Genomic DNA, 23,495 nt, shown 5'->3' with positions numbered 1-23,495 from the left:
TAACCGACCCGCAGGGCGCGACCGACACGGTCGACGTCACCATCACCATTACCGGCACCAATGACGCACCGGTGATCACCGACGGTCCTGTCGCTGTCACCTATGCGGAAGCCGTCGACGTGGCGGGTGCTGCGGGACAGGGCGTGCTGACCGGCGATTCGCTGACCGGATCGCTGGCCTTCAACGATGTTGATGTCACCGATACACAGACCTTCCAGGTGGTGTCCGCGACCCGGTTGGCCGGCGGCACGGGCGACCTGTCCGCCGCGGCCTTCGATGCGGCGGCGCTTGCGCTGATGAGCGTGACCGGCTCGGCCTCCTCGACCGCCGCAACCACCGGCGGCAGCATCAATTGGGAATTCACCGCAAGCGACGATTTCTTCGACTACCTGAAGACGGGAGAAGCCGTTCAGATCGAGTATGTGGTTGAAGTTGCCGACGGCAAGGGCGGCACTGCGACCCAGACCATCACGGTGACCGTCAACGGCGCCAATGACGTGCTGTTCACCGACAATGGCGAGACGGTCGACCTGACAACCCTGACCGCCGCCGACGCGCAGGACGGCAACTATCTCAACGCCATGGACGGCGATGACGTGGTTACCCTGCCGAATGCCGGGGATGATCTCGCCGGCGAATACGGCCCGGGCAAGACCTTTGACGCCGGCGAAGGCAATGACACGGTCTATGGCGGCGATCTCAACGACACCATCCATGGCCGCGGCGGCGATGACGAGATCCGTGGCGGCGATGGCGTTGACACCATCAACGGTGGCAGCGGCGAGGACCTGATCTACGGCGATGCCGGCGCAGACATCCTCAATGGCGGCAACAATGCCGACGAGATCCACGGCGGCACTGGCGATGACGAAATCTCCGGCGGATCCGGGGCTGATCAGCTCTATGGCGACGAGGACAACGACAGCCTCACCGGCGGAACCGGCAACGACACGATCGATGGCGGTTCAGGGGCGGACTCCGCCAATTACGCAGGCACGTTCGAGAGCCATTCGATCAGCTTCGATGACGTTGCCGGCACTATTACGGTGACCGACAACGAGCCTGGAGCCAACGGCAATGACGGCACCGACACGCTGAGCGCGGTCGAGACGTTGGTGTTCAACGACGCGGTTGTCCACATCGTCGATATCGACGGCGAGTTCGGCGCCTTCACCTCGATCCAGGCTGCGATCGATGCGGCGTCGGCCAATGACGTCATCATGGTGATCGGCCGGGCGAGCGACTATGCCGAGAGCCTGACGGTCGGCAAGGCGCTGAGCTTCATCGGCGTCGATGTCGGTGCAGGCAATCCGGACATCGCGCCCGGCGCCAACGGCACCGCGGTCAACATCACCGGCGGTGCAGGCGACATCTCGTTTGCGAATATCGATCTCGATGGCGCAGGCGTTGCGACCACGGGCATCAACATTGGCGCGGGTGCTGCCATCGGCACGCTGAGCTTCGACGGCGGCTCGATCTCGGGCTTCACCGATCGCGGCATCTTTGCAACCGACGCCGGGAATCCGTCCGGAACCCCGGCCATGGATGCGCTGGTTGTCAGCAACTCGCAGTTCTCGGGCAACGGCTCGGGCTCGGGCAACACCGCCGACGTCAAGCTGTTCGGCTATGACGGCGACGCGACCTTCCAGAACGTCACATTCGAAGGCACCTCCGGCGTTGCCGGCCCGGCCGGCCGTCCGGACAATGCGGTGGAAATCACCGGCGGTCTCTTTGATGCCAACAACGCAAACCCGGTTCCGGCGAACGAGCCGAACATCGGCCAGGTGGTGTTCGACGGCGTGACGGTGACGGGCGAGTACCACAAGAACCCGATCGCGATCTTCAACTTCGACCAGATCGACGGGCTGTCGGTCACCAACCTCAACCTGTCGGGCGCGGTCAGCAACTGGGGTCCGCTGTTCAACATCGACGGCATCGCCGACGGCACGATCGACGTGTCGGGCTTCACCATCACGCTGCCTGGCGGTTTGGACATCTACACCGAGATCCAGGGCGACAAGAACGGCCAGCCGGCGGTCGACCAGACCATCACCGGCACGTCGGGCAATGACCGGATCATCGGCAAGGGCGGCAACGACACGCTGCGCGGCGGCGACGGTGACGACCAGCTCTATGGCGCCGACAAGCCGGGCGGCAGCGCTGCGGGTGAAATCGGCAACGACACGCTCGAAGGCGGCGCCGGCAACGACGCGCTGATCGGCGGCGGCGGTACCGACACGGCATTGTTCAACGGCGTGCTGACGACGGCAAACTTCACGGTGATTGCGGATGCCGATCCGACGGCGGGCGTGATCCCGGGCTGGCAGATCAACGCCACCGGCTTCGGCGAGGGCACCGACACGCTGACCGGCGTGCAGATCGTCGAGGGCACCGATCCCGTGGGTGCGGAAACCGGCCGCTTCCTGCTGGTCGGAAACGGCGGCTATGCCACCATCCAGGACGCGGTTGACGCGGCCGTCGACGGCGACACCGTTCTGATCGCCGAAGGCACCTGGTCGGGTGCGGGCAACAGCGACGTCACCGTCAGCAAGGCCATCACCATCGCCGGCATCGGCGCGGTCACCATCGAGGGCCAGATCACGACATCGGGCACGCTTGACGCGGGCCTCCGATTCGAGAACCTGACGATCGATGCAGCCGGCAACGACTACGGCATCTACGTCACCTCCAACACCACCAATCCGGCGCAATCCTCGGTCACGCTCGATGGCGTCACCATCCATGGTGCGCAGCTCGACGGGTTTGCCTATATCCGGGCCGGTAACGGCGTGACGCCGACGCTCAGCGACACGGTCGGGTCGATCTCGATCCTGAATTCGGAGTTCTACGGCAATGCGACCGAGACTTCGGGACCGGACGGCCGCGGCGACATCCTGCTTTTCGGCTTCAACGGCAACCTGACCCTGGAGGGCGTCATCATCCGGGATCCGGCTACCGGCGCGCAGAAGGCGATCCAGTGGCGCGGCCACCAGGACGGCCTGGATACCGCGGGGATCGGACCATACGACAACGCCGGCACGCTGACGCTCAACAATCTCGACATCAGCGGAAGCTACGCACAGGACCTGATCGCGTTCTACCGGATCGCCCAACTCGCTGGGATCTCCATCTCCGACGTGAGCCTCGATGCAAGCGCACCGTGGGGTCTGGTCAATTTCGACAGCGTCGGCGGAACGATCGATCTCTCCACCGGCTTCACGTCGCTTATCAACAACGCCGCAGGCGCGCCGATTTCGGTGCTGCAGGGCTTGGCCGGCAATGACGTGCTTACCGGCACCGACGGCAATGATGTCATTCGTGGCCGGGCTGGCGCCGATACCATCGATGGCGGCGAGGGTGACGACGTCATCATCTGGTCGGTTGCCGATGGCGCCAACAACGACCAGATCGACGGCGGTACGGGCGGAGAAACCGACGGCGACGTGCTGCGGGTCGTCAACGACAGCGGCGCGGCACAGACCATCACGCTCGATGCGCCCGGAGCCGGGTTCACGGTGAGCGACGGTACCGACACGGCCAGTGTCACGAATGTCGAGGAAGTGGAACTGACGCTTTCGGCCTTCGGCGACACGGTCAACATCACCGGCGACTTCGTTGCTTCCGGGGTCGCGACCTCGACAATCACCATCGAAGGCGGAGCCGGCAACGATGTTGTCAACGCCGCGGCAATGACGGGCACGGACCCGGATTCCAAGGTCGGCATCGACTTCAACGGCAATGACGGCAATGACAAGTTCACCTCGGGCGTCGGCAACGACCGGTTCGTCGGCGGAGCGGGTACCGACACCTATATCCATGGCGGCGCCAGCACCGGCTTTGCCATCACGATCGATTCGGCCACCGGCGAGGTGACGATCACCGACACTGATACAGTCGCCCGCGACGACGGCACCGATACCGCACATGTTTCGGTTGAGCGCCTCCAGTTCAGCGACAAGACCTTCGACCTGAGCAAGCCCGTGCATCTGTTCGACGAGTACGATCATCTGGTCGACACCTACGATACGCTGGCCGCGGCGAACGCAGACGCGGCGGACGGATACAGGATCAACATCGCCGGCACGATCACCGGACAATCGCTGACTATCACCCACGACAATATGCGCATCGAGGGCGGCGCAGACGATACCGGCAACACCTTCACGCTCGGCGGGGGAGTGACGACGTTGACCTTGCTCGGCGATGCGCCGTTCGACGTGATCGGCAACAACTCGGCGAATGTGATCACCGGCAATGACGGCGACAACGCCATCCGCGGCAATGGCGGCAACGACACGCTGGACGGCGGCGAGGGCTCGGATACCTACCAGGTCTCGGGCACAAGTCACGGATTCGACAGCATCACCGATACCGGCACCGCCGGCACGGACACCATTCTCGCGCTGTCGAACAACACCCGCATCGGGCTTGCCGGCGACTTCGACTCCGGCAACGGCATCGAGGCGATCGATGGCGATAGCAACACCGGCGTCTATGTCTCGGGCGACGGCACTGCCAACACGCTCGATTTCTCGGGCATGACGCTGACCGACATCGCCTATATCGACGGCGGCAACGGCGACGACAAGATCATCGGCACCGCCGGCGACGACACGATCCGCGGCAGCGCCGGCAATGACACGCTGGATGGCGGCGAAGGTTCGGATACCTACCAGGTTTCCGGCGCCAGCCATGGCTTCGACAGCTATGGCGACACCGGCACCGGGGTGACGGATGTCGACACGATCGTTGCACTTTCGAACAACACCCGCATCGGGCTTGCCGGCGACTTCGACTCCGGCAATGGCATCGAGGCGATCGATGGCAATGGCAAGACCGGCGTCTATGTCTCGGGCGACGGCTCTGCCAACACGCTCGACTTCTCGGGCATGACGCTGACCGATATCGCCTTTATCGATGGCGGCAATGGTGACGACACGATTATCGGCACCGCCGGCGACGACACGATCCGCGGCAGTGCGGGCAACGACACGCTGGATGGCGGCGAGGGCTCGGATACCTACCAGGTCTCGGGCAGCGGCCACGGCTTCGACAGCTATGGCGACACCGGCACCGGGGTGACGGATGTCGACACGATCGTGGCCTTGTCGAACAACACCCGCATCGGGCTTGCCGGCGACTTCGACTCCGGCAATGGCATCGAGGCGATCGATGGCAATGGCAAGACCGGCGTCTATGTCTCGGGCGACGGCTCTGCCAACACGCTCGACTTCTCGGGCATGACGCTGACCGACATCGCCTTCATCGATGGCGCGGGCGGCAACGACACGATCATCGGGACTGCTGGCAACGACACGATCCGCGGCAATACCGGCAATGACACGCTGGACGGCGGCGAGGGCTCGGATACCTACCAGGTCTCGGGCACCGGTCACGGCTACGACAACTTCACCGACAGCGGTGCCGGCGGCACCGACACGGTGGTGGCGCTGTCCAACAACACCGATATCGGCCTGCTGGGCGATTTCGGCTCGGCCAACGGGATCGAGGAATTCTCGGCGAACGGCTTTGCAAATATCGACGTGAAGGGCGACAACAATGCCAATGCGCTCGACTTCTCGGGCGTGACGCTCACCGACATCGCGCGCGTTCTGGGCCAGGGCGGAAACGACCTGATCACCGTCTCGCGCAGCTTCACCGGCAACACGCTGTATGACGGCGGCACCGGCCAGGACACGCTGCAGATCAAGCTGACGCTGGCCGAGGTTCTCAACCCGGCCATCCGCGCCGAGCTCAACGCCTTCAACGCTGCGCTTCCGGCGCCGCAGGGCGGGGCGACACCGTTCAGCTTCACCACGCTCGGATTCCGCGCGGTCAACTTCGAGACCTTCGAAGGCCTGGTGGATATCGGCGGCTTCACCGCATCCTTCGAGAACGTGATCCTTGGAACCAACAGCAATGACACAATCACACCGTTGTCTATCTCGGGAGGCGTTTCCGGCACACCGAGCGACTTCAACGATCTCATCTTTGGCTTCAACAACAGTGACGTGATCGACGGCGGCGGCGGCAACGATGTCATTATCGGCGCCCATGGCAACGACACGCTGAATGGCGGCGAAGGCGACGACTTCTTCCTCTATTCCGGCACCAACAACGGTTCGGACACTGTCTCCGGCGACGGCGGCTCGGACACGATCGTCATCACCGAGGCAAACACGATTGTCGGCCTCAACGGCTTTGACAACAGCGTCGAAACCGTCGACGTGCTCGGCATGGCGGGCTCGAAGATCGCCGGCACAGGCGGTGGCGATGTCCTGAACTTCTCCGACGTCACCTTCAACAACGTGGTGGCGGATTTCGAGATCGATGGCGGCAACAATGACGACGTCATCACCACCTCGAACCAGACCGGCGGCCTGAACTATCGCGGCGGTCACGGCAACGACACCTTTAATATCAGCACGACGCAGGCTGCGACGTTCCTGTATTCGGGCACGAACAACGGTTCGGACACGTTTGCTGGCAACACCGCCAATGACGGCGTGGTCAACACCATCCGGGTGGAATCCGACGGCACGCTTGTGGGCCTCAACGGCTTTACCAACGGCGTCGACGTGATCGACGTCGCTGGTCATGCCAATGTCGAGGTGCAGGGCACCGGCGGCAACGACGTGCTCAACTTCTCGGAAGTGAGCTTCACCGGCACCGGAACTGGTTTCGAGATCGATGGCGGCAACAACAACGACACCATCACCACCTCGAACAAGACCGGCGGTCTGAGCTATCGCGGCGGTCATGGCAATGACACGTTCCACATCAGCGCCAGCCAGGCGGCGACCTTCCTGTATTCGGGCACGAACAACGGCTCGGACACGTTCAACGGAAACGCTATCGGTGACGGCGTGGTCAACACCATCCGCGCTGAAGCCAACGGCACGATCATCGGGCTGAACGGCTTTGCTAACGGCGTCGACGTGATCGACGTCGCGGGCCATGCCAATGTCGAGGTGCAGGGCACCACCGGCAACGACGTGCTCGACTTCTCGGAAGTGAGCTTTACCGGCACCGGAACTGGTTTCGAGATCGATGGCGGCAACAACAACGACACCATCACCACCTCGAACAAGACCGGCGGTCTGAGCTACCGCGGCGGCCACGGCAACGACACGTTCAACATCAGTGCCAGCCAGGCGGCGACGTTCCTGTATTCGGGCACGAACAACGGCGCGGACACCTTCAACGACAACGTGGCCAACGACTTGGTGGTCAACACCATCCGGGCGGAATCCGACGGCACGATCATCGGGCTGAACGGGTTCGTGAACGGCGTCGACGTGATCGACGTCGCTGGTCATGCCAATGTCGAGGTTCAGGGCACCACCGGCAACGACGTGCTCGATTTCTCGGAAGTGAGCTTCACCGGAACCGGAACTGGTTTCGAGATCGATGGTGGCAACAGCAACGACACCATCACCACCTCGAACAAGACCGGCGGTCTGAGCTATCGCGGCGGTCATGGCAACGACACGTTCAACATCAGCGCCAGCCACGCCGCGACGCTTCTCTATTCGGGTACCAACAACGGCTCGGACATCTTCAACGGCAACGCTGTCGGTGACGGCGTGGTCAACACCATCCGCGCCGAAGCCGACGGCACCATTGTCGGCGTGAACGGCTTTGTGAACGGCGTCGACGTGATCGACGTCGCTGGTCATGCCAATGTCGAGGTGCAAGGCACCACCGGCAACGACGTGCTCGATTTCTCCAGCACCACATTCTCGAATGTCGGCGCAGGCTTCGAAGTCGACGGCGGCAACAGCAACGACATCATCACGGCCTCGAACATCAGCGCGGTCAGCTATCGCGGGGGCCACGGCGACGACACGCTCAATGCGGGCGATGCCGACGCAACCTGGCTCTATTCGGGCACCAGCAACGGCGCCGACACCTTCACCAACAACGCCACGGGTGTGTCCATCGCCAAGGCTGACGCCGCAGGCACGGTCATCGGCGTCAACGGTTACGGCAATGACGGTGTGGATGAATTCGTCGGCACCGGCGACACCATCATCCGCGACACCAATACCGGTCATGCGCTCGACTTCACCAACACCAGGCTGACCAATATCGGCCGCGTCGAAGGCGCCAACGGCAACGACTTCGTGACGACGGCGTTTACCGCCAATGTCACCGGCACCGTCACCTATGACGGTGGCGCCAACACCGATACGCTGCGTATCAACATGACGCTGGCGCAGGCTTCCAACCAGGCTGTGGCCGCGCAGTTCAACGCCTATGTGGCGAGCCTGCCCGGCGGGTCGGCAAGCGTGTTCAACTTCTCGACGCTCGGCTTCAACGCCGTCAATTTCGAGAATGTCGAACTGTTCCTGACCGTCGGCGAGTTCTCCATCGCAACCAGCTACCTGATCGTCGGCACGCCGAACCATGACACGCTAGACGTCGAAACAGTGGCCGGAGGGGTGACAACCAATCCTTACCTGGTCTTCGGTCTCGGCGGCAACGACACTCTCACCGGCAGCGACGGCAACGACGTCCTGATGGGCAATGCGGGCAACGAGACACTGCAGGGAGGTAACGGCGACGACACCTTCCTCGTCGGTCTCAACGATGGTGAAGACACGTTCAACGGCGGCGCGGGCACCGACAGGATCCTGGCGGCGGCCGACAATGTCGAAATCAGCATCAGCAAGAACTTCGATGCTGCGAGCGGCGTGGAGGAAATCAGCGCCAACGGCTTTGCCGGCGTGACCATCCACGGCAGCGCCGATCACAACACGCTCGACTTCTCGGCAACCACCTTCGACGGCATCGACACGATCGACGGCGAGGGCGGCAATGACGTGATCACCGGCACGGACGCCGCCGACATCATCATCGGTGGTGCCGGCAACGACACGCTCAACGGCGGCGCCGGCGACGATGTCTTCCAGATCGGCCTCGGCCATGGCGAAGACACGTTCAACGGCGGAGCTGACAACGACACCATCATCGCCACGGCGGCGAATGTCGAAATCAGCATCAGCAAGAACTTCGACGCCTCAAACAGCATCGAGACGATCAGCGCGGGCGGCTTTGCCGGCGTGACCATCCACGGCAGCGGCGACCACAACACGCTCGACTTCTCGGCAACCACCTTCGACGGCATCGACACGATCGATGGCGAGGGCGGCAATGACGTGATCACCGGGACGGACGCCGCCGACATCATCATCGGTGGTGCCGGCAACGACACGCTCAACGGCGGTGCGGGCGACGATGTCTTCCAGATCGGCCTCGGCCACGGCGAAGACACGTTCGACGGCGGAGCTGACAACGACACCGTCATCGCCACGGCGGCGAATGTCGAAATCAGCATCAGCAAGAACTTCGACGCAACAAGCAGCATCGAGACGATCAGCAGCGGCGGCTTCGCGGACGTCAGCGTCCACGGCAGCGGCGACCACAACACGCTCGATTTCTCGGCGACGACGCTTGACGGCATCACCCACATCGACGGCGAAGGCGGCAATGACGTCATCACCGGCAACGCGCAGGACAACACCATCATCGGCGGTACAGGCAGCGATACGCTTCGCGGCGGCGCCGGCGACGATACCTTCCTGTGGACGACGGGTGACGGCAACGACCGCGTTGACGGCGGCTCGGAAACCGGCGCGGATACGCTCGACATCACCAATACCGGTGGCTCGACGGCGTACACCGTCAATGTCGCTTCCAGCGGCAGCAACATCGTTCCGGACACCGGCTCGGATGCGACCGACATTCTCGTTTCCGACGGTTCGGCGACCATCCGGGCCGACGAGATCGAGGACATCGATTTCCATCTCGGCAATGCCGGCGACAGCGTCACGATTGCGGGCGACTTCTCGTCGACCGCGCTCGAAACCTCGACGATCACGGTGGAAGGCGGTACCGGCAACGACACCGTCAATGCCGCAGGCATTACCAGCGGCCACAGCGTGGTCTTCAACGGCGGCGAAGGCAACGACACGTTTACCTCGGGCGCCGGCGACGACGAATTCAACGGTGGTGCGGACGTCGATACGGCAAATTTCGCAAGCGCGCTGACGGCGACCGATTTCAGCACAGACGGCTCCGGCGAATGGACTGTCACCACCGGCGCGGAAGGTTCTGACACCCTGTCCAACATCGAGATCGTCGACGGCGCGGGCGCCGGTCGGTTCCTCCTGGTGGGCAATGGCGGATATGCCACCATCCAGGACGCGGTCGATGCAGCCGCTTCGGGCGATACGATCCTGATCGCGGAAGGCACCTACACCGAACAGGTGGTCATCACGACCGACAACCTGACCGTCGTCGGTGTCGGCAATGTGGTCATCGAGGCACCGGACTCCGGCCTCGCGCAGACCGCGACGGACCCGCAAAACGGCAAGGCGCTCTATGGCGTGATGACCGTGGATGGTGTCGACAACGTCAATATCCAGTCGATCACCATCGACGGCAACTGGCAGGCCGGCCAGGTCGCAGGCGGTGCTGACTTCGTCGGCGTCACCTATGTCGATGCCTCCGGCTCGATCGACAAAGTCCAGGTTCGCGAGATCGGCGACACGCCGATCGACGGACCGACGGGCCAGGTTTCGGGCAACCAGCGCGGCCAGGGGATCCTCGTCAGCAATGGCGCGGGTTCGATGAAGGCGATCAGCGTCACGAATTCGACTGTCACCGAGTTCCAGAAGACCGCGATGATCTTCCGCAACGCCGACGTGACGACCGATGGCAACGCCATCACCACCGTCAGCCAGGCGGTCATGGCGCAGAACGGCATTCAGATGTCGGCCGGCTCCACCGGCATGCTGATCGGCAACACGATCAGCGGTCTCGGTTACACCGGCGCCGGTTCGTGGAGCGTGGTTGCAATTCTCGTGTACAACGCCAGCGGTCTCGAGATCGACGGCAACAGCTACACGGGTACTGGCAACAACGACGTCGCCATTTATCTGGTGAACGCCGATGGCTCGACGGTTACCAACAACGTGCTCTCGGATGCCGATTACGGCGTCATCGACTACGGTGTCATCCCGGTCGCCAACGATGTCGTGAACACCGGAGCGGATGCCAACAGCTACAGCGGCATCGAAGAGGTCAATCACTATCTCGGGCTTGACCCGGCTTCCCAGACGACGGTTCTCAACCCGGTCGGCTCGGAAGGCACCGACGTCTACTACGGCGGTGCGGGCGACGACACGCTCGACGGACGCGGCGGTCACGACGAGCTGGACGGCGGCGCAGGCGCCGACATCCTGATCGGCGGCGAGGGCGACGACACCATCGAAGGTGGCGACGGTCTCGACACCGCTCAGTACACGACCGCCCTTACGGCCTTCAACATCACCAGCAATGGCGCCGGCGGCTGGACGGTCACGACCGCCACCGAAGGCACCGACACGCTGACCGGTGTCGAGTTTGTCGATGGTGCCGGCGCGGGCCGCTTCCTGCTGGTCGGCAATGGCGGGTTTGCAACCATTCAGGCTGCGGTCGACGCCGCCAATGCGGGCGACACGATCCTGATCGCCGAAGGCGCCTATGCCGAGAACGTCGTGGTCTCGACAGCCAACCTGACGATCATCGGCGCCAATGCGAACATTGCCGGAGACGGCATCCGCGGTGCGGAAAGCTCGCTCACCGGCATGCTGCGCTTCGCCCCCGGCGCGGACGGCAGCTCGGTCAACGGCCTGCAGATCCTCGAGGGTGGCTCGGCACTCGGCTCGACGGCCGGGGTCTATGTCAATGCCGACAATATCGACGTTTCCAACATGCTGATCGAACGCAGCGGCGGCTTCGGCACGGCGCGCGGCATCGTGACCGCCAGCGGCGATGCGCAGGGGCTGGAAGTCACCGGCTCGAAGATCACCGGTTTTGCCACCGGCATCTACATCAACCCGGGTTCGGATGCGACGATCACCGGCAACGTTCTGGAGGCCAACAATGTGGGCCTGTCGAACGATGGTCCGGACGCCTCGGACATTTCCGGCAACAGCTTCGTCAACAATGTGGTCGAGCAGATCGGCGTTGGTGCGGCCAATGCCGGCGCCAACGATGTCGGCGCGATCGTCGGCGCCAACAGCTTCACGGGCTCTGCACCGGAAGTCTCGATCTACGACGCCAATGGTGCGGCCCAGACCATCACCGGCACGCAGCATGACGACGTGATCCATCTGGGTGCAGGCGACGACGTGATCGACGCCGGCGATGGCGACGATCATATCATCTGGACCCCCGGCGACGGCCGCGACATCGTCGATGGCGGCGTGGTGACCAACACCGACACCTTCGAAGCGGTCGGCACCGGTACCGCCGGCGAGGAGTTCCTGATCGAAACTGCGGCAGCCTATGAAACCCGCACCTTCCCGACTCCGTCGGATCTTGCGGCCGGCACCGAGATCGTCGTCTCGCGCTCGACCGACGGCGGCGCCAGCTTCACGGTGATCGCGGAACTGCAGCACATCGACGACATCGTCATCAACGGCTCGTCGGCGTCTCCGTCGGCGCCCGGCTTCGGCGTGACCATTTCCGGCGACTTCTCCGCCACCGATCTCGACTCCTCGACGATCACCATCAGGGGAACATCCGGCAACGACACGATCAACGTGGCTGACTTTGTCGACAGCAACTCGGGCGATGGCCTGCAGCACATCATCTTCGTCTCCAACGGCGGCCAGGACACCATCACCGGGGCACGGCCTGAAGATCTGGTCGACGTCACCGGACGCACGGTCGTCAGCAACGAGGATCTCGGCGGCGGCAGCTACAAGCTGACCTTCGACGACGGCTCCAGCCTCACCTTCGACAATGGGACTCCGTCCTTCGTCGAGCATGCGGGAGAAGCCGGCCAGCAGCCGGTCAACCTCCCGGCAGCAACTGCCGCCGATGCCTACACGATTGCCGAGGACGGCGTGCTGAGCGTCGATGCTGCGACCGGCGTTCTTGCCAATGACAGCGACTTCGAAGGCAATGGCCTGACCGCGGCGCTGGGCACGGGCCCGGCTCACGGCTCACTGACGTTCAATGCCGACGGCAGCTTCGTGTACACGCCGGATGCCGACTACAACGGCGCCGACAGCTTCACCTACACCGTCAATGACGGTACCAGCACGACGCCGCCGGTGACAGTGGATCTGGCGGTCACCCCGGTCAATGATGCGCCTGTGATCCCATCGGAAACCCTGCTCTACCAGGTAGAGAACCCGTCGTTCTCGGGCGGAGTGCCGAGCTACACGATCAACGCTGCGGCCGATCAAACCGGAGCTATCGAACGCGTTCAGTATCGCATGGAAGCGGAAGGGACCGACGGAACGCTCTATTACGCCGAAGTCTCGTTCGACGCCTGGCCCGGTCTGACGACCGCGAACCTGGCCGTCCCGACAAATGCCAATGGCATCTATATCCAGCGTGACGTGACCAACATGACGGTCGACTCCAATTATCCGGGCGTCATCAATGGATCGGGTTTCGCTGGAAGGCTCGAAATCTGGCCTTCCGACTACAGCACGACGGTTCCCAACGGCCTGACCGGCAACGGCTCGACCTACGATATTGCCGATACGCCGGTGAACGGCAGTTATGGCAGCTTCCAGATTCACAATCTCAGCGCACCCACGCCGCAGACTGTGTTTGCCTGGAACAACCACAATGGCACTCCAGATATCGGTTTCGGAAACAACCCCAATGCTGGAGGTCAACCGGACTGGACCTTCGCGGGTTCGCCGAACCTGGACGAAAGCACCTGGAGCCTTCAGATCTCGGTGAACGGTGGCTCGGATGTCGCGGAAGTCGCCGAGAACGATGCGGGTGCGTTGATCCACAGCTTCGACGTCAGCGACATCGACACCGACAGCGGGCTTACCTTCAAGGTGCTCAATGCCTCTGATGACGTCGATCCGCGCTTCGAGGTCGTGGCTACCGGCAGCACGACGCAAGGCGCGCCGGGCAGCTATGAACTGCGGCTGAAGGCGGGCGAGAGCTTGGACTTCGAAACCGAGCCGTCGTTGGATCTCAAGATCCAAGTCGACGATCACGGCCTGGTCAACAACCTGACCACCGTGCCGGTTACGGTCACGGTGACGGATGTCTATGAGAGTACGAAACTCGTCGGCTATTTCACCAACAGCAATGCCGCGATCGATGCACACTTGGAAGACATTATTTCAAGAGCCGGTGGTGTTGGCGTCAAGGTTACGTCGTTGAGTGCGGCGGACATCCAAGGACTGGATGGCCTGGTGCTGGATGCTTACAACAATAACTACAGTAGCCGATCCCAGTTTGCAGCGAACCAAGCTGATATCATGAGTGCTGTGGATGACGGTCTTGGAATATTCATCTTCGATGGATCGGAGACTTGGGATACATTCTTCCCCGGCGCTGGAATCACCTCCTCCTTTTATGGTGGTAGCGCCGAGGTGGATATCGATCCAAGTTCGCGGTTTGCCGAGGGGGCCGGCGGCATCATCTCCAACACCGATCTGGATGATGGCTATTGGTCAATCCATGGCGCAATGAGCCTGGAAAGCCTCCCGGCAGGGGCCGTGCCACACCTGACGTCTCAGAACACTGACCAAGTCGCGGGCTTTAGCCTCGAAGTTGGCGATGGATCGATTGTCTACACAACGATCCCAATGAGCCATTATTGGTCCCACTACGATGGATTTTATTTCGGAGGTGGATCCAATCTCGACCATACTGGCGACGGCTTTGCCAACAGTCCTTCCAACGGAATGAGCAACTATCTGGTTAATGTTGTGGAAGAGTTGATCGGCAACGGCCAGTCAAATGGCAGTGATCTCGATATCCACGGCGGTCTTTACAAGAATACGCTGATTGGCGGCGACGGAGACGACATCCTCAACGGCGGTCTGGGCTTCGATACCCTGACCGGCGGCCTCGGCGACGACACCTTCGTCTTCGATGCGGATGCTCTGTCGGATGCTGTCAACAACGGCATTCAGGACCTGATCGCCGACTACGATATCGGCGGCGACATAGTCGATCTCTCCGAGTTGCTCGGGTCGGAGGTAAACCAGGACAATGTGGGCGACTACGTCAAGCTCGACGACACCGGCACCATCCTTCAGGTCGATGTCGATGGCGGCGAAGACAGCTTCGTCGATATCGCCAGGTTCGGGTCCGCTCAGGATATGATCAAGATCCTGGTCGACGATGGTACGGACACGCCGGTGACCATCTGATCCCGAGCGGATCGAGGGCCGGGCTTACGCGGCGGGTTTCAAAATGCTACAGCGTCACGTCATGATTGAGGTGACGCTGTAGTGCTTTGAGGCAGGTTGTTTCGGGTACGCGGACAGTTCGGGGTGTGAAGTGACAAAGGTGATGGGTAACGGGGGCTCGAGGCCAAGCCGGGGCTGGCTGACGAAAACGGTTCGCGCATTGGCGCTGATGGCCTGTGCCGGTCTTGCGGGCTGCCAGGCGTCTAATCTTGGCGAAGGCGTGTCGGCTTCGGGTTCAGGTGTCGCAGCACTGGGCAGCTCGACCTATGGCGGCGGGCCGGTTCTGGTCACCATGTTGCTGCCGACGGACGCCGCGCTGAGAAGGAAGGCCGCCGATATCTCCGACGGGGCCAAGCTGGCGCTCGACGATCTCGGCGGCGGGCAGCTCAGGATCGACTTCCAGGCCTCGGCTTCCACGTCCGGACAGGCCGCGAGCAAGGTTCAGGCGGCGAGCGCTGCCGGCGCCAAGCTGATCATCGGCCCGGCGACGAACGAGGAAGTGTCGCGGATCATTTCCGGCACCAGCCTGCCGCGGCCGCCGATTTTGGCGCTGGTGGCCAACAATTCGGCCGGCGGCACGCAGATCTGGCCGCTCTATGGCGATGCCATCGACAGCGCGCTCGAGGGCGTCGGTGTCGCGGTCGCGGCCAAGCAGAAGAACATCGTGGTGGTGCACGAGGCCGGCTTTCCGGCCGAAAACCTGCTTCGCCTGCGCGAGGGAATCAAGCTCAAGGGCGGCAACACCATCGGCTTCGTGCCCTATCCGGCAAGCGGCATCAACCTGCGCGCGGCTTTTGCCAAGGGGCAGTTGGTGTTTGCCAAGGCCAACACGATCGTGCTGCTCGGCGGCGGCAAGGCGATCGGCGAGGTGATCGACATCCTTGCGGCGGGCGAATTCGGCCAATCGATCGCCACGGCGATAGCCACCTCGCTCATTCCCGAGGAGATCTACAAGCGGCCGTCGGCGCAGGGGCTGATGGTGGCGATTCCGTCGACCTCCGACGTCAACGTGATCGCCGAGCGGTTCAAGGCCAAGTATGGGCGTGCGCCGAGCTACGATGCGGCGATCGGTTATGATTCGATCGCCATTGCCGCGGGCCTGGTGCGCTCGGGCGGGCCGGATGCGATTACCGTCGAAAACCTGACCTCGAGCCAGGGATTCCGCGCCGCCACCGGGCTGTTCCGGTTCCGTCCGGACGGCCGGATCGAGCGGCGGATGATCGTCCATCGCATCGAAAATGGCAGCCTGAAAATCATCCAGGAAGAGGGCGAGGGGTTCTAGCGCTTTCCGGGACCCTGTGTTTCGAGGCCCGCCGTCAGGGTTTGCGCTTTGCCGTGGGCGTGCGGAGGTTGCTGCAGCCCGGCAATTGACCTCGTTGCTTGATTTCGCCGACTATCGCCGCACACAGAATCAGGACGGAACGCGCAATGAGCATGGATATGACGGACAGGGACGAAACCCGCGGCCGCGGTGCGCTGATCTGGCTCTATCCGGTCCTGATCGTGTTTGCGCTGGTGCTGATCGTGCTGCAGACGCTGCCGCTGGTGCTGCCGATCGGGCCGATGTACTGGGACGTGCTGATCTATTACGACGCGATCGGCCGGATCGCGCAAGGGCAATGGCCGGCGATCGATTTCTTCGCGCCGGTCGGCCCGGCCGAATATTTCCTGGCGGCGTTCTCCAACTTCCTGTTCCCGCAGGCCCAGCCGGTGTTGCTGACGCAGTGGATCTGGCTGCCGGTGACAGTGCCGGCGATGGCGCTGATCCTGTGGGATGTTGCGGGCCGCAGCGGCGGACGGGTGGCTTTCTGGCTGCTCGCGCCGTGGATGCTGTTTACGGCGCTGCCCTACAATGTGGTGGATTTCTATCCCTATCCGGGCACCGACGCGTTCGGGATCTATAACCGCCACGGCGCGCACCTGATGTATCTGGTGGCGGTCACCGTGCTGTTCGTGCGCGGGCAAGTGATCCAGACGGTGCTGTTGAGCCTGCTGCTCCTGGCGCTGGCTTTCTGCAAGATCACGGCCTTCCTGGCGGCCGGACCGATCCTGCTGTTCGGCCTTGTACTCGGGCGGATCTCGCTGGTGACGGCGATCACCACGGCGCTTATCTGTATCGGCGTGACCGGTGTCACCGAACTGACGACCGGGCTGGTCGTGCCTTACGTGCAGGACATCATCATACTGGCCTCGCAGAACACCGATGCGCTGTTGCCGAGGTTCCTGACGGCGGGCTCGCTGCATTTCAACGTGCTCGGAGCGGGCGGCCTGCTGGCGGTCGTTCTCTTGGTCGCAGCCCTTGCCGGCAAGCCCGGGGCAGGCGGGCGGGCAAGCGGAAACGCACTCGCCCGGCTGATCGACGCGGACTGGTTCTGGGTGGGGCTGCTGTTGCTGTGCGGCCTGTTCTACGAGACGCAGAACACCGGCAGCCAGGCCTTCCTGCTGGCGTGGCCGGCCTTGCTGGCGGTGCTGATGCGGCCGGGCAAGGACTACGGACGCTACAGGGCGGTGATCGTGGTGCTGATCGGCTTTACGGTGCTGCCGAATGTCAGCACTGTACTGCACAAGGCGGCGCGGGCGATCGCGGTGGCTCCGGGTTACATCGAGCTCGATGCGCCCGATCTGGGTCCGCTCGGGCGGGTTTCGGCCAAGGATGTGTTCGTGACCCGCGCCGAGCGGATACGGCAGATCTATATCGACCGCCGCGAGACCTTCGAGGACATTGCCGAGGAGGGTATTCTGCCATCCTTCCTGCTGTTCTCGGATCCGGATTACCAGTATCTGCTGCTGCAGGAGATCCAGGCGGCGACCAAGGCGATCAAGTCGCTGGAGCTGAGAAACAAGCGGCGGTTCGAGCGGGTTCTCAACCTCGATTTCGCCAATCCGTTTCCATACATCCTGAAAAGGAAGGGCACCGCGAATGTCTCCATCGGCGCCGATCCCAACAGGGCGGTCCCGGAGCTCGACGAGAAGACCCGCGCCGCAGTGGCGGAGACCGACCTGGTGCTGTTGCCGACCTGTCCGGTGCATCACGCGAGGAAAGTGCTTCTCGATCATTATGCCTCGGCCCTGACCGGGCACGAGCGGATCACCCTGACGCCCTGCTATGACGCATTTATCCTGCCCCGCCCATAAGTTAGCGGACGGAGGTGCGGCAAACAGGTCAAGACGGCAATTGCCATCTTGACGGTTACAGCATGGCGCAGGACAGTGGGGTCTGAAACCAGTCCAATCGTCCGGAGTATGTGATGGTCATCGATCCACCCTATCTGATTTTTCTCGGTGATGTGCCGGACTCGCTTGCCGCGAAGACCGGCCTGGGAATCGTTGACTGGCGGCCCGAGTGGTGCATCGGGCAGTTGCGCCTGGAAGGCTGCCAGGCGGATGCGGCGATTCCCGACCTTTCCATTGAGGAAGCTGCGGCGAAAGGTGTGAAGACCATGGTGGTCGGCGCGGTCAATGCCGGCGGCGTGCTGCCCGCGCACTGGATCGCCTCGATTGTCGCGGCACTCGATGCCGGACTGAATGTTGCGACAGGGCTGCATACGCGGCTTGCCTCTATCCCCGAGATCAGGGAGGCGGCGGAGCGCAGCGGCGCCAAGCTGCACGACGTGCGGTTTTCGGACCAGCGGTTTGACACCGGCAAGGGAACCAAGCGTCCGGGTCTGCGCTGCCTGACGGTCGGCACAGACTGTTCGGTCGGCAAGAAATACACCGCACTGGCGCTGGAGCGCGAGATGCGCGCCCGCGGAATGGATGCGGATTTCCGCGCCACCGGGCAGACCGGGGTGTTCATTTCAGGCCGGGGAGCCGCGATCGACGCGGTGGCGGCCGATTTCATCTCCGGAGCTGTCGAATGGATCGCGCCGGCGGCGGAGCCCGGTCACTGGGATCTGGTCGAGGGGCAGGGATCGCTGTTTCACCCGAGCTTCGCCGGGGTATCGCTGGGGCTGCTGCACGGGGCACAAGCCGACGCCTTCGTGGTCTGTCACGAGCCGACACGGACCACCATGCGCGGCGTCAAGCATAGCCTGCCGAGCATCCGCGAGGTGATCGACATGACCATTGCCTGCGGGCGGCTGACCAACCCTGCCATCATGTGCACCGGGATTTCGGTCAATACGCAGAAGCTTGGCGACGAAGAGGCAAGGGCGCTGCTGGCGGGGCTTGAGGCCGAATACGGGGTTCCGGCCACCGATCCGATCCGTTTCGGCGTGACCACCCTTGTCGACAGGCTGGAATCGATCGGAGCAAAAGCGTGAGTATCGGCGAAAGTAGTACTTGCAACAACAGCAAAGGCGAATAAGGTAAACGAGCGTTCATTTAATTGATGGGCGCATTCGGAGCGGCTTCTGAGAGGACAGAGGCCGGTTCCGACAAGCAATAGACACCGGCGCAGTCCGGTGGAAGGGTGGCCAATGGGAACGGCCAATTGCATGGGGTGAGAGCCATGCGCCCGGACAAGGCGACAAGCCGTCCGGACAGGGAGGAGAGTGGAGGAATGGAAGCCACAGGCGTGACCGCCGGCGGCAAGCCGGTTACGTTTCCGCAGTATCTGCTGCTGAACGCCAAGCGTTTTTCAGTGCGGCCTGCGATGCGGATCAAGGATTACGGCATCTGGCAGACCTGGACCTGGTCCGAGCAGCGTGACGAGATTCGCGACTTCGCGCTCGGGCTCAAGGCCATGGGCCTGACTGAGGGCGAACGCATCGCGATTGTCGGCTCCAACCGGCCGCGGCTTTACTGGGCGTTTTGTGCGGCCCAGTCGCTCAAGGCCATTCCGGTGCCCGTCTATGCAGACTCCGTTGCCGAAGAAATGGCCTATGTGCTGCATCATGCAGGCGTGCGGTTCGCCGTCGTCCAGGACCAGGAGCAGGTCGACAAGATCCAGTCCGTGGCGTCCGACATTCCCCAGCTGACCGACATCATTTTTGACGAGCCGCGCGGCTTGCGCGACTACGAGCGTATGCATCTGCACGATTTTGCCGATGTGCAGGAGAAGGGCCGCAAGCTGGCGGCTGCCAATCCGTCGGCGATTTCGGAGTGGGAAGCCGGCATCTGGGCATCCGACGGCAGCGAGATTTCGGCGATCCTCTACACCTCCGGCACCACCGGCCGTTCGAAAGGCGTCATGCTGACGGCGATGGCTTCGGTCAAGGCCGCGGAAGATACGGCCAAGTTCGATCACATGAGCGAGCATGACGAGGTGCTGGCCTACCTGCCGCTGGCGTGGGTCGGCGATCACTACCTCAATTATGCCCAGGGCTACGTGGTCGGGCTGTGCATGAGCTGCCCGGAAAGCCCGGAAACCGTGGCGCAGAACCTGCGCGAGATCGGGCCGACCTTCTATTTCGCGCCGCCGCGGGTGTTTGAAGGCCTGCTGACCAGCGTTATGATCCGGATGGAGGATGCCAGCCGGCTGAAGAAATGGCTGTTCGACCACTATCTCGAGGTCGCCAAGAAATATGGCGAGAAGATCCTCGAAGGCCGGCCGGTGCCGCTTACCGGGCGGATTTCCTACTGGATCGGCGACAAGCTGATCTATGGCCCCTTGCGCAACGTGCTCGGCTTCACCCGGATCCGCACCGCCTATACCGCGGGCGAGGCGATCGGGCCGGACCTGTTCTCGTTCTTCCGCTCGCTGGGGATCAACCTCAAGCAGCTTTACGGGCAGACCGAGGCGTTCCTGTATGTCACCGCGCAGAAGGATGGCGAGGTCCGTCCGGACACGGTGGGGCCGGCGGCGCCGGACGTCGAGATCCGGATTGCCGAGAATGGCGAAGTCCAGTTCAAGTCCCCCGGCATGTTTGCCGGCTATTACGGCGACGAGGAAAAGACCAGGGAAACGCTGACGCCGGACGGTTGGGTGATGACCGGTGACGCAGGCATCTTCGATGCCCAGGGTCACCTCAAGATCATCGACCGGGCCAAGGATGTCGGCAAGCTGACGACCGGGGCGCTGTTTGCGCCGAAATACATCGAGAACAAGCTCAAGTTCTTCCCCAATATCAAGGAGGCCGTGGCCTTCGGCGACGGCAGGGATTTTGTCGCGGTATTCCTCAACATCGACCTGACCGCGGTCGGCAACTGGGCCGAACGCAACAATATCTCCTACGGCTCCTACCAGGAACTGGCAGGCCTGCCGCAGGTCTACGAGATGATGACCGGCCACATCAACAAGGTGAACCGCGATCTGGCCGCCGAGCCGATGATGGCCGGCGCGCAGATCAGGCGCTTCCTGGTGCTGCACAAGGAGCTTGACGCCGACGACGGCGAACTGACGCGGACGCAGAAGGTGCGGCGCAGCTTCCTGGCGGAACGCTACGGTCCGCTGATCGAGGCGCTCTACAACGGTTCGGCGGATCAATACATCGAAACTGAAATGACATTCGAGGATGGCCGCAAGGGCGTGATCCGGGCCACGGTGAAGGTGGCGGATGCGGAAGTACTGCCGGTGTCGAACGCAATGCCGGAGGCAGCCGAATGAATGCACGGATCCAACATGTCGAGTTGCATGCCGAGGATGACGGGCTGAACCCCGGCGACGTGATGCTGAAGGTCGAGAACGTGTCGCTGTCGTTTGGCGGCGTGAAGGCGATTTCCGACATATCCTTCGACATCCGCAAGGGCGAAATCCGCGCCATCATCGGCCCGAACGGCGCCGGCAAGACCTCGATGCTCAATGTGATCAACGGCTTTTATCATCCGCAGGAAGGCGTCATCACCTTTCGCGGCCAGGCCCGCTCGCGCATGCAGCCTTATGAAGCGGCCGCCTCGGGCATCGCCCGGACCTTCCAGAACGTGGCCTTGTTCAAGGGCATGTCGACGCTCGACAACATCATGTCGGGACGGACGCTGAAGATGCACAAGAACTTCTTCTGGCAGGTGCTCAATGTCGGGCCGGCGCGCAACGAGGAGATCGAGCACCGGCTCAAGGTCGAGGAGATCATCGACTTTCTCGAGATCCAGCACATCCGCAAGACGCCGGTGGGCAAGCTGCCCTACGGGCTGCAGAAGCGGGTGGAACTCGGCCGGGCGCTGGCGATGGAGCCGGACCTGTTGCTGCTCGACGAGCCGATGGCCGGCATGAACCTCGAGGAAAAAGAGGACATGAGCCGGTTCATCCTGGATGTGAACAGCCAGATGGGCACGACCATTGCGCTGATCGAGCATGACATGGGCGTGGTGATGGATATTTCCGACCGGGTGGTGGTGCTCGATTACGGGCGCAAGATCGGCGACGGTCCTCCGGAGGAAGTGAAGAACAACCAGGACGTCATCGACGCCTATCTGGGAGTGTCGCACTGATGGACATCTTGTATTCAATTCTTGTCGATCCGTTTGTCCAGATGATCGACCTGCCGGATTTCTTCCTGCAGGTGCTGTGGGAAGGGTTTGTCGCCGGCGTTCTCTATGCGCTGATCGCGCTGGGCTTCGTGCTGATCTTCAAGGCCTCGGGCGTGTTCAACTTCGCGCAGGGCATCATGGTGGTGTTTGCCGGGCTGACGCTTGTCGGCCTTCACGAAAAGGGCGTTCCGGCCTACCTGGCGCTGATCCTGACCATCGGCGTGATGGGGCTTCTGGCACTTGCCGTGGAACGCTTCGTGATGCGGCCGCTGGTCAACCAGCCCGACATCATCCTGCTGATGTCGACCATCGGCCTGACCTACTTCCTGATCGGCTTTGGCGAGTTCATTTTCGGTGGCGAACCCAAGCAGATGATTGCCAGCGAATTGGGTCTGCCGACCGGGTCGACCGCGTTCGAGATCGGCGATGGCGGGCTGTTGATCCTGCAGCATATCGACATCGCCGCGGCGGTGATCGCGCTCATCATGGTCGGCTGTCTTGCGGTGTTCTTCAACAAGACCCGGATCGGGCGGGCGCTCAGGGCGGTTGCCGACGACCATCAGGCGGCGCTGTCGGTAGGGATTTCGCTCAACCAGATATGGGCCATCGTCTGGTTTGCTGCCGGCATCGTGGCGCTGACGACGGGTATCATGTGGGGCGCGCGTTCCGACGTGTCGTTCGCGCTCGAGATCATCGCGCTGAAGGCACTGCCGGTGCTGATCCTGGGCGGCTTCACCTCGATCCCCGGAGCGATCGTCGGCGGGCTGATCATTGGCATTGGCGAGAAAATCGGCGAGATTTACTGGGGTCCACTGGTGGGCGGCGGTATCGAAAGCTGGCTCGCCTACATGATCGCACTGATCTTCCTGTTGTTCCGGCCGCAGGGCCTGTTCGGCGAACGCATTATCGAAAGGGTGTAAG

7 protein-coding genes are annotated in these 23,495 nt (G+C 62.7%); all 7 read left to right on the top strand.

What is annotated here, in order from left to right; genetic code table 11:
• Positions 1–71 precede the first annotated feature (71 nt).
• The 7 genes from O4H62_RS10425 (at position 72) to O4H62_RS10395 (ending at position 23,494) form a co-directional block, all read left to right on the top strand.
• Positions 72–15,188 carry an Ig-like domain-containing protein gene (locus O4H62_RS10425; protein WP_269387525.1) on the top strand — a complete coding sequence of 5,039 codons (15,117 nt, stop codon included), beginning with the start codon at positions 72–74 and terminating at the stop codon, positions 15,186–15,188.
• A 142-nt stretch (positions 15,189–15,330) separates the two neighbouring features.
• Positions 15,331–16,509: a hypothetical protein gene (locus tag O4H62_RS10420; protein WP_269387523.1), complete on the top strand. Its 1,179-nt coding sequence runs from the start codon at positions 15,331–15,333 to the stop codon at positions 16,507–16,509.
• 146 nt (positions 16,510–16,655) lie between these two features.
• A complete protein-coding gene (locus tag O4H62_RS10415; protein WP_269387521.1) occupies positions 16,656–18,362 on the top strand; it encodes a hypothetical protein in 1,707 nt (568 codons plus the stop codon).
• 113 nt (positions 18,363–18,475) lie between these two features.
• Positions 18,476–19,489, top strand: coding sequence for an N-acetyltransferase DgcN (gene dgcN, locus O4H62_RS10410; RefSeq protein WP_269387519.1), 1,014 nt, complete (start codon positions 18,476–18,478; stop codon positions 19,487–19,489).
• A gap of 239 nt (positions 19,490–19,728) precedes the next feature.
• Positions 19,729–21,714 (top strand): AMP-binding protein, encoded by a 1,986-nt coding sequence (locus tag O4H62_RS10405; RefSeq protein ID WP_269387517.1) that lies wholly within the window; start codon positions 19,729–19,731, stop codon positions 21,712–21,714.
• Positions 21,711–22,535, top strand: a complete 825-nt coding sequence (locus O4H62_RS10400; RefSeq protein ID WP_269387515.1) for an ABC transporter ATP-binding protein — start codon at positions 21,711–21,713, stop codon at positions 22,533–22,535. The genes O4H62_RS10405 and O4H62_RS10400 overlap by 4 nt, the downstream gene beginning before the upstream one ends.
• Entirely contained in the window at positions 22,535–23,494 is a 960-nt protein-coding gene (locus tag O4H62_RS10395) for a branched-chain amino acid ABC transporter permease (protein WP_269387513.1), read from the top strand. Before O4H62_RS10400 ends, O4H62_RS10395 begins: the two co-directional genes overlap by 1 nt.
• Position 23,495 lies beyond the last annotated feature (1 nt).

It is taken from the genome of Parahoeflea alexandrii, from assembly GCF_027214025.1.
Taxonomy (GTDB): Bacteria; Pseudomonadota; Alphaproteobacteria; order Rhizobiales; family Rhizobiaceae; genus Hoeflea; species Hoeflea alexandrii_A.
This window is presented reverse-complemented; position numbering and strand designations above follow the sequence as displayed.

What these genes read in the sequence shown, in the direction of transcription:
- O4H62_RS10420 (WP_269387523.1), top strand. Translation starts at nt 15,331, where the DNA reads ATGGGTAACGGGGGCTCGAGGCCAAGCCGGGGCTGGCTGACGAAAACG.
- O4H62_RS10415 (WP_269387521.1), top strand. Translation starts at nt 16,656, where the DNA reads ATGAGCATGGATATGACGGACAGGGACGAAACCCGCGGCCGCGGTGCG.
- dgcN (WP_269387519.1), top strand. Translation starts at nt 18,476, where the DNA reads ATGGTCATCGATCCACCCTATCTGATTTTTCTCGGTGATGTGCCGGAC.
- O4H62_RS10405 (WP_269387517.1), top strand. Translation starts at nt 19,729, where the DNA reads ATGGAAGCCACAGGCGTGACCGCCGGCGGCAAGCCGGTTACGTTTCCG.
- O4H62_RS10400 (WP_269387515.1), top strand. Translation starts at nt 21,711, where the DNA reads ATGAATGCACGGATCCAACATGTCGAGTTGCATGCCGAGGATGACGGG.
- O4H62_RS10395 (WP_269387513.1), top strand. Translation starts at nt 22,535, where the DNA reads ATGGACATCTTGTATTCAATTCTTGTCGATCCGTTTGTCCAGATGATC.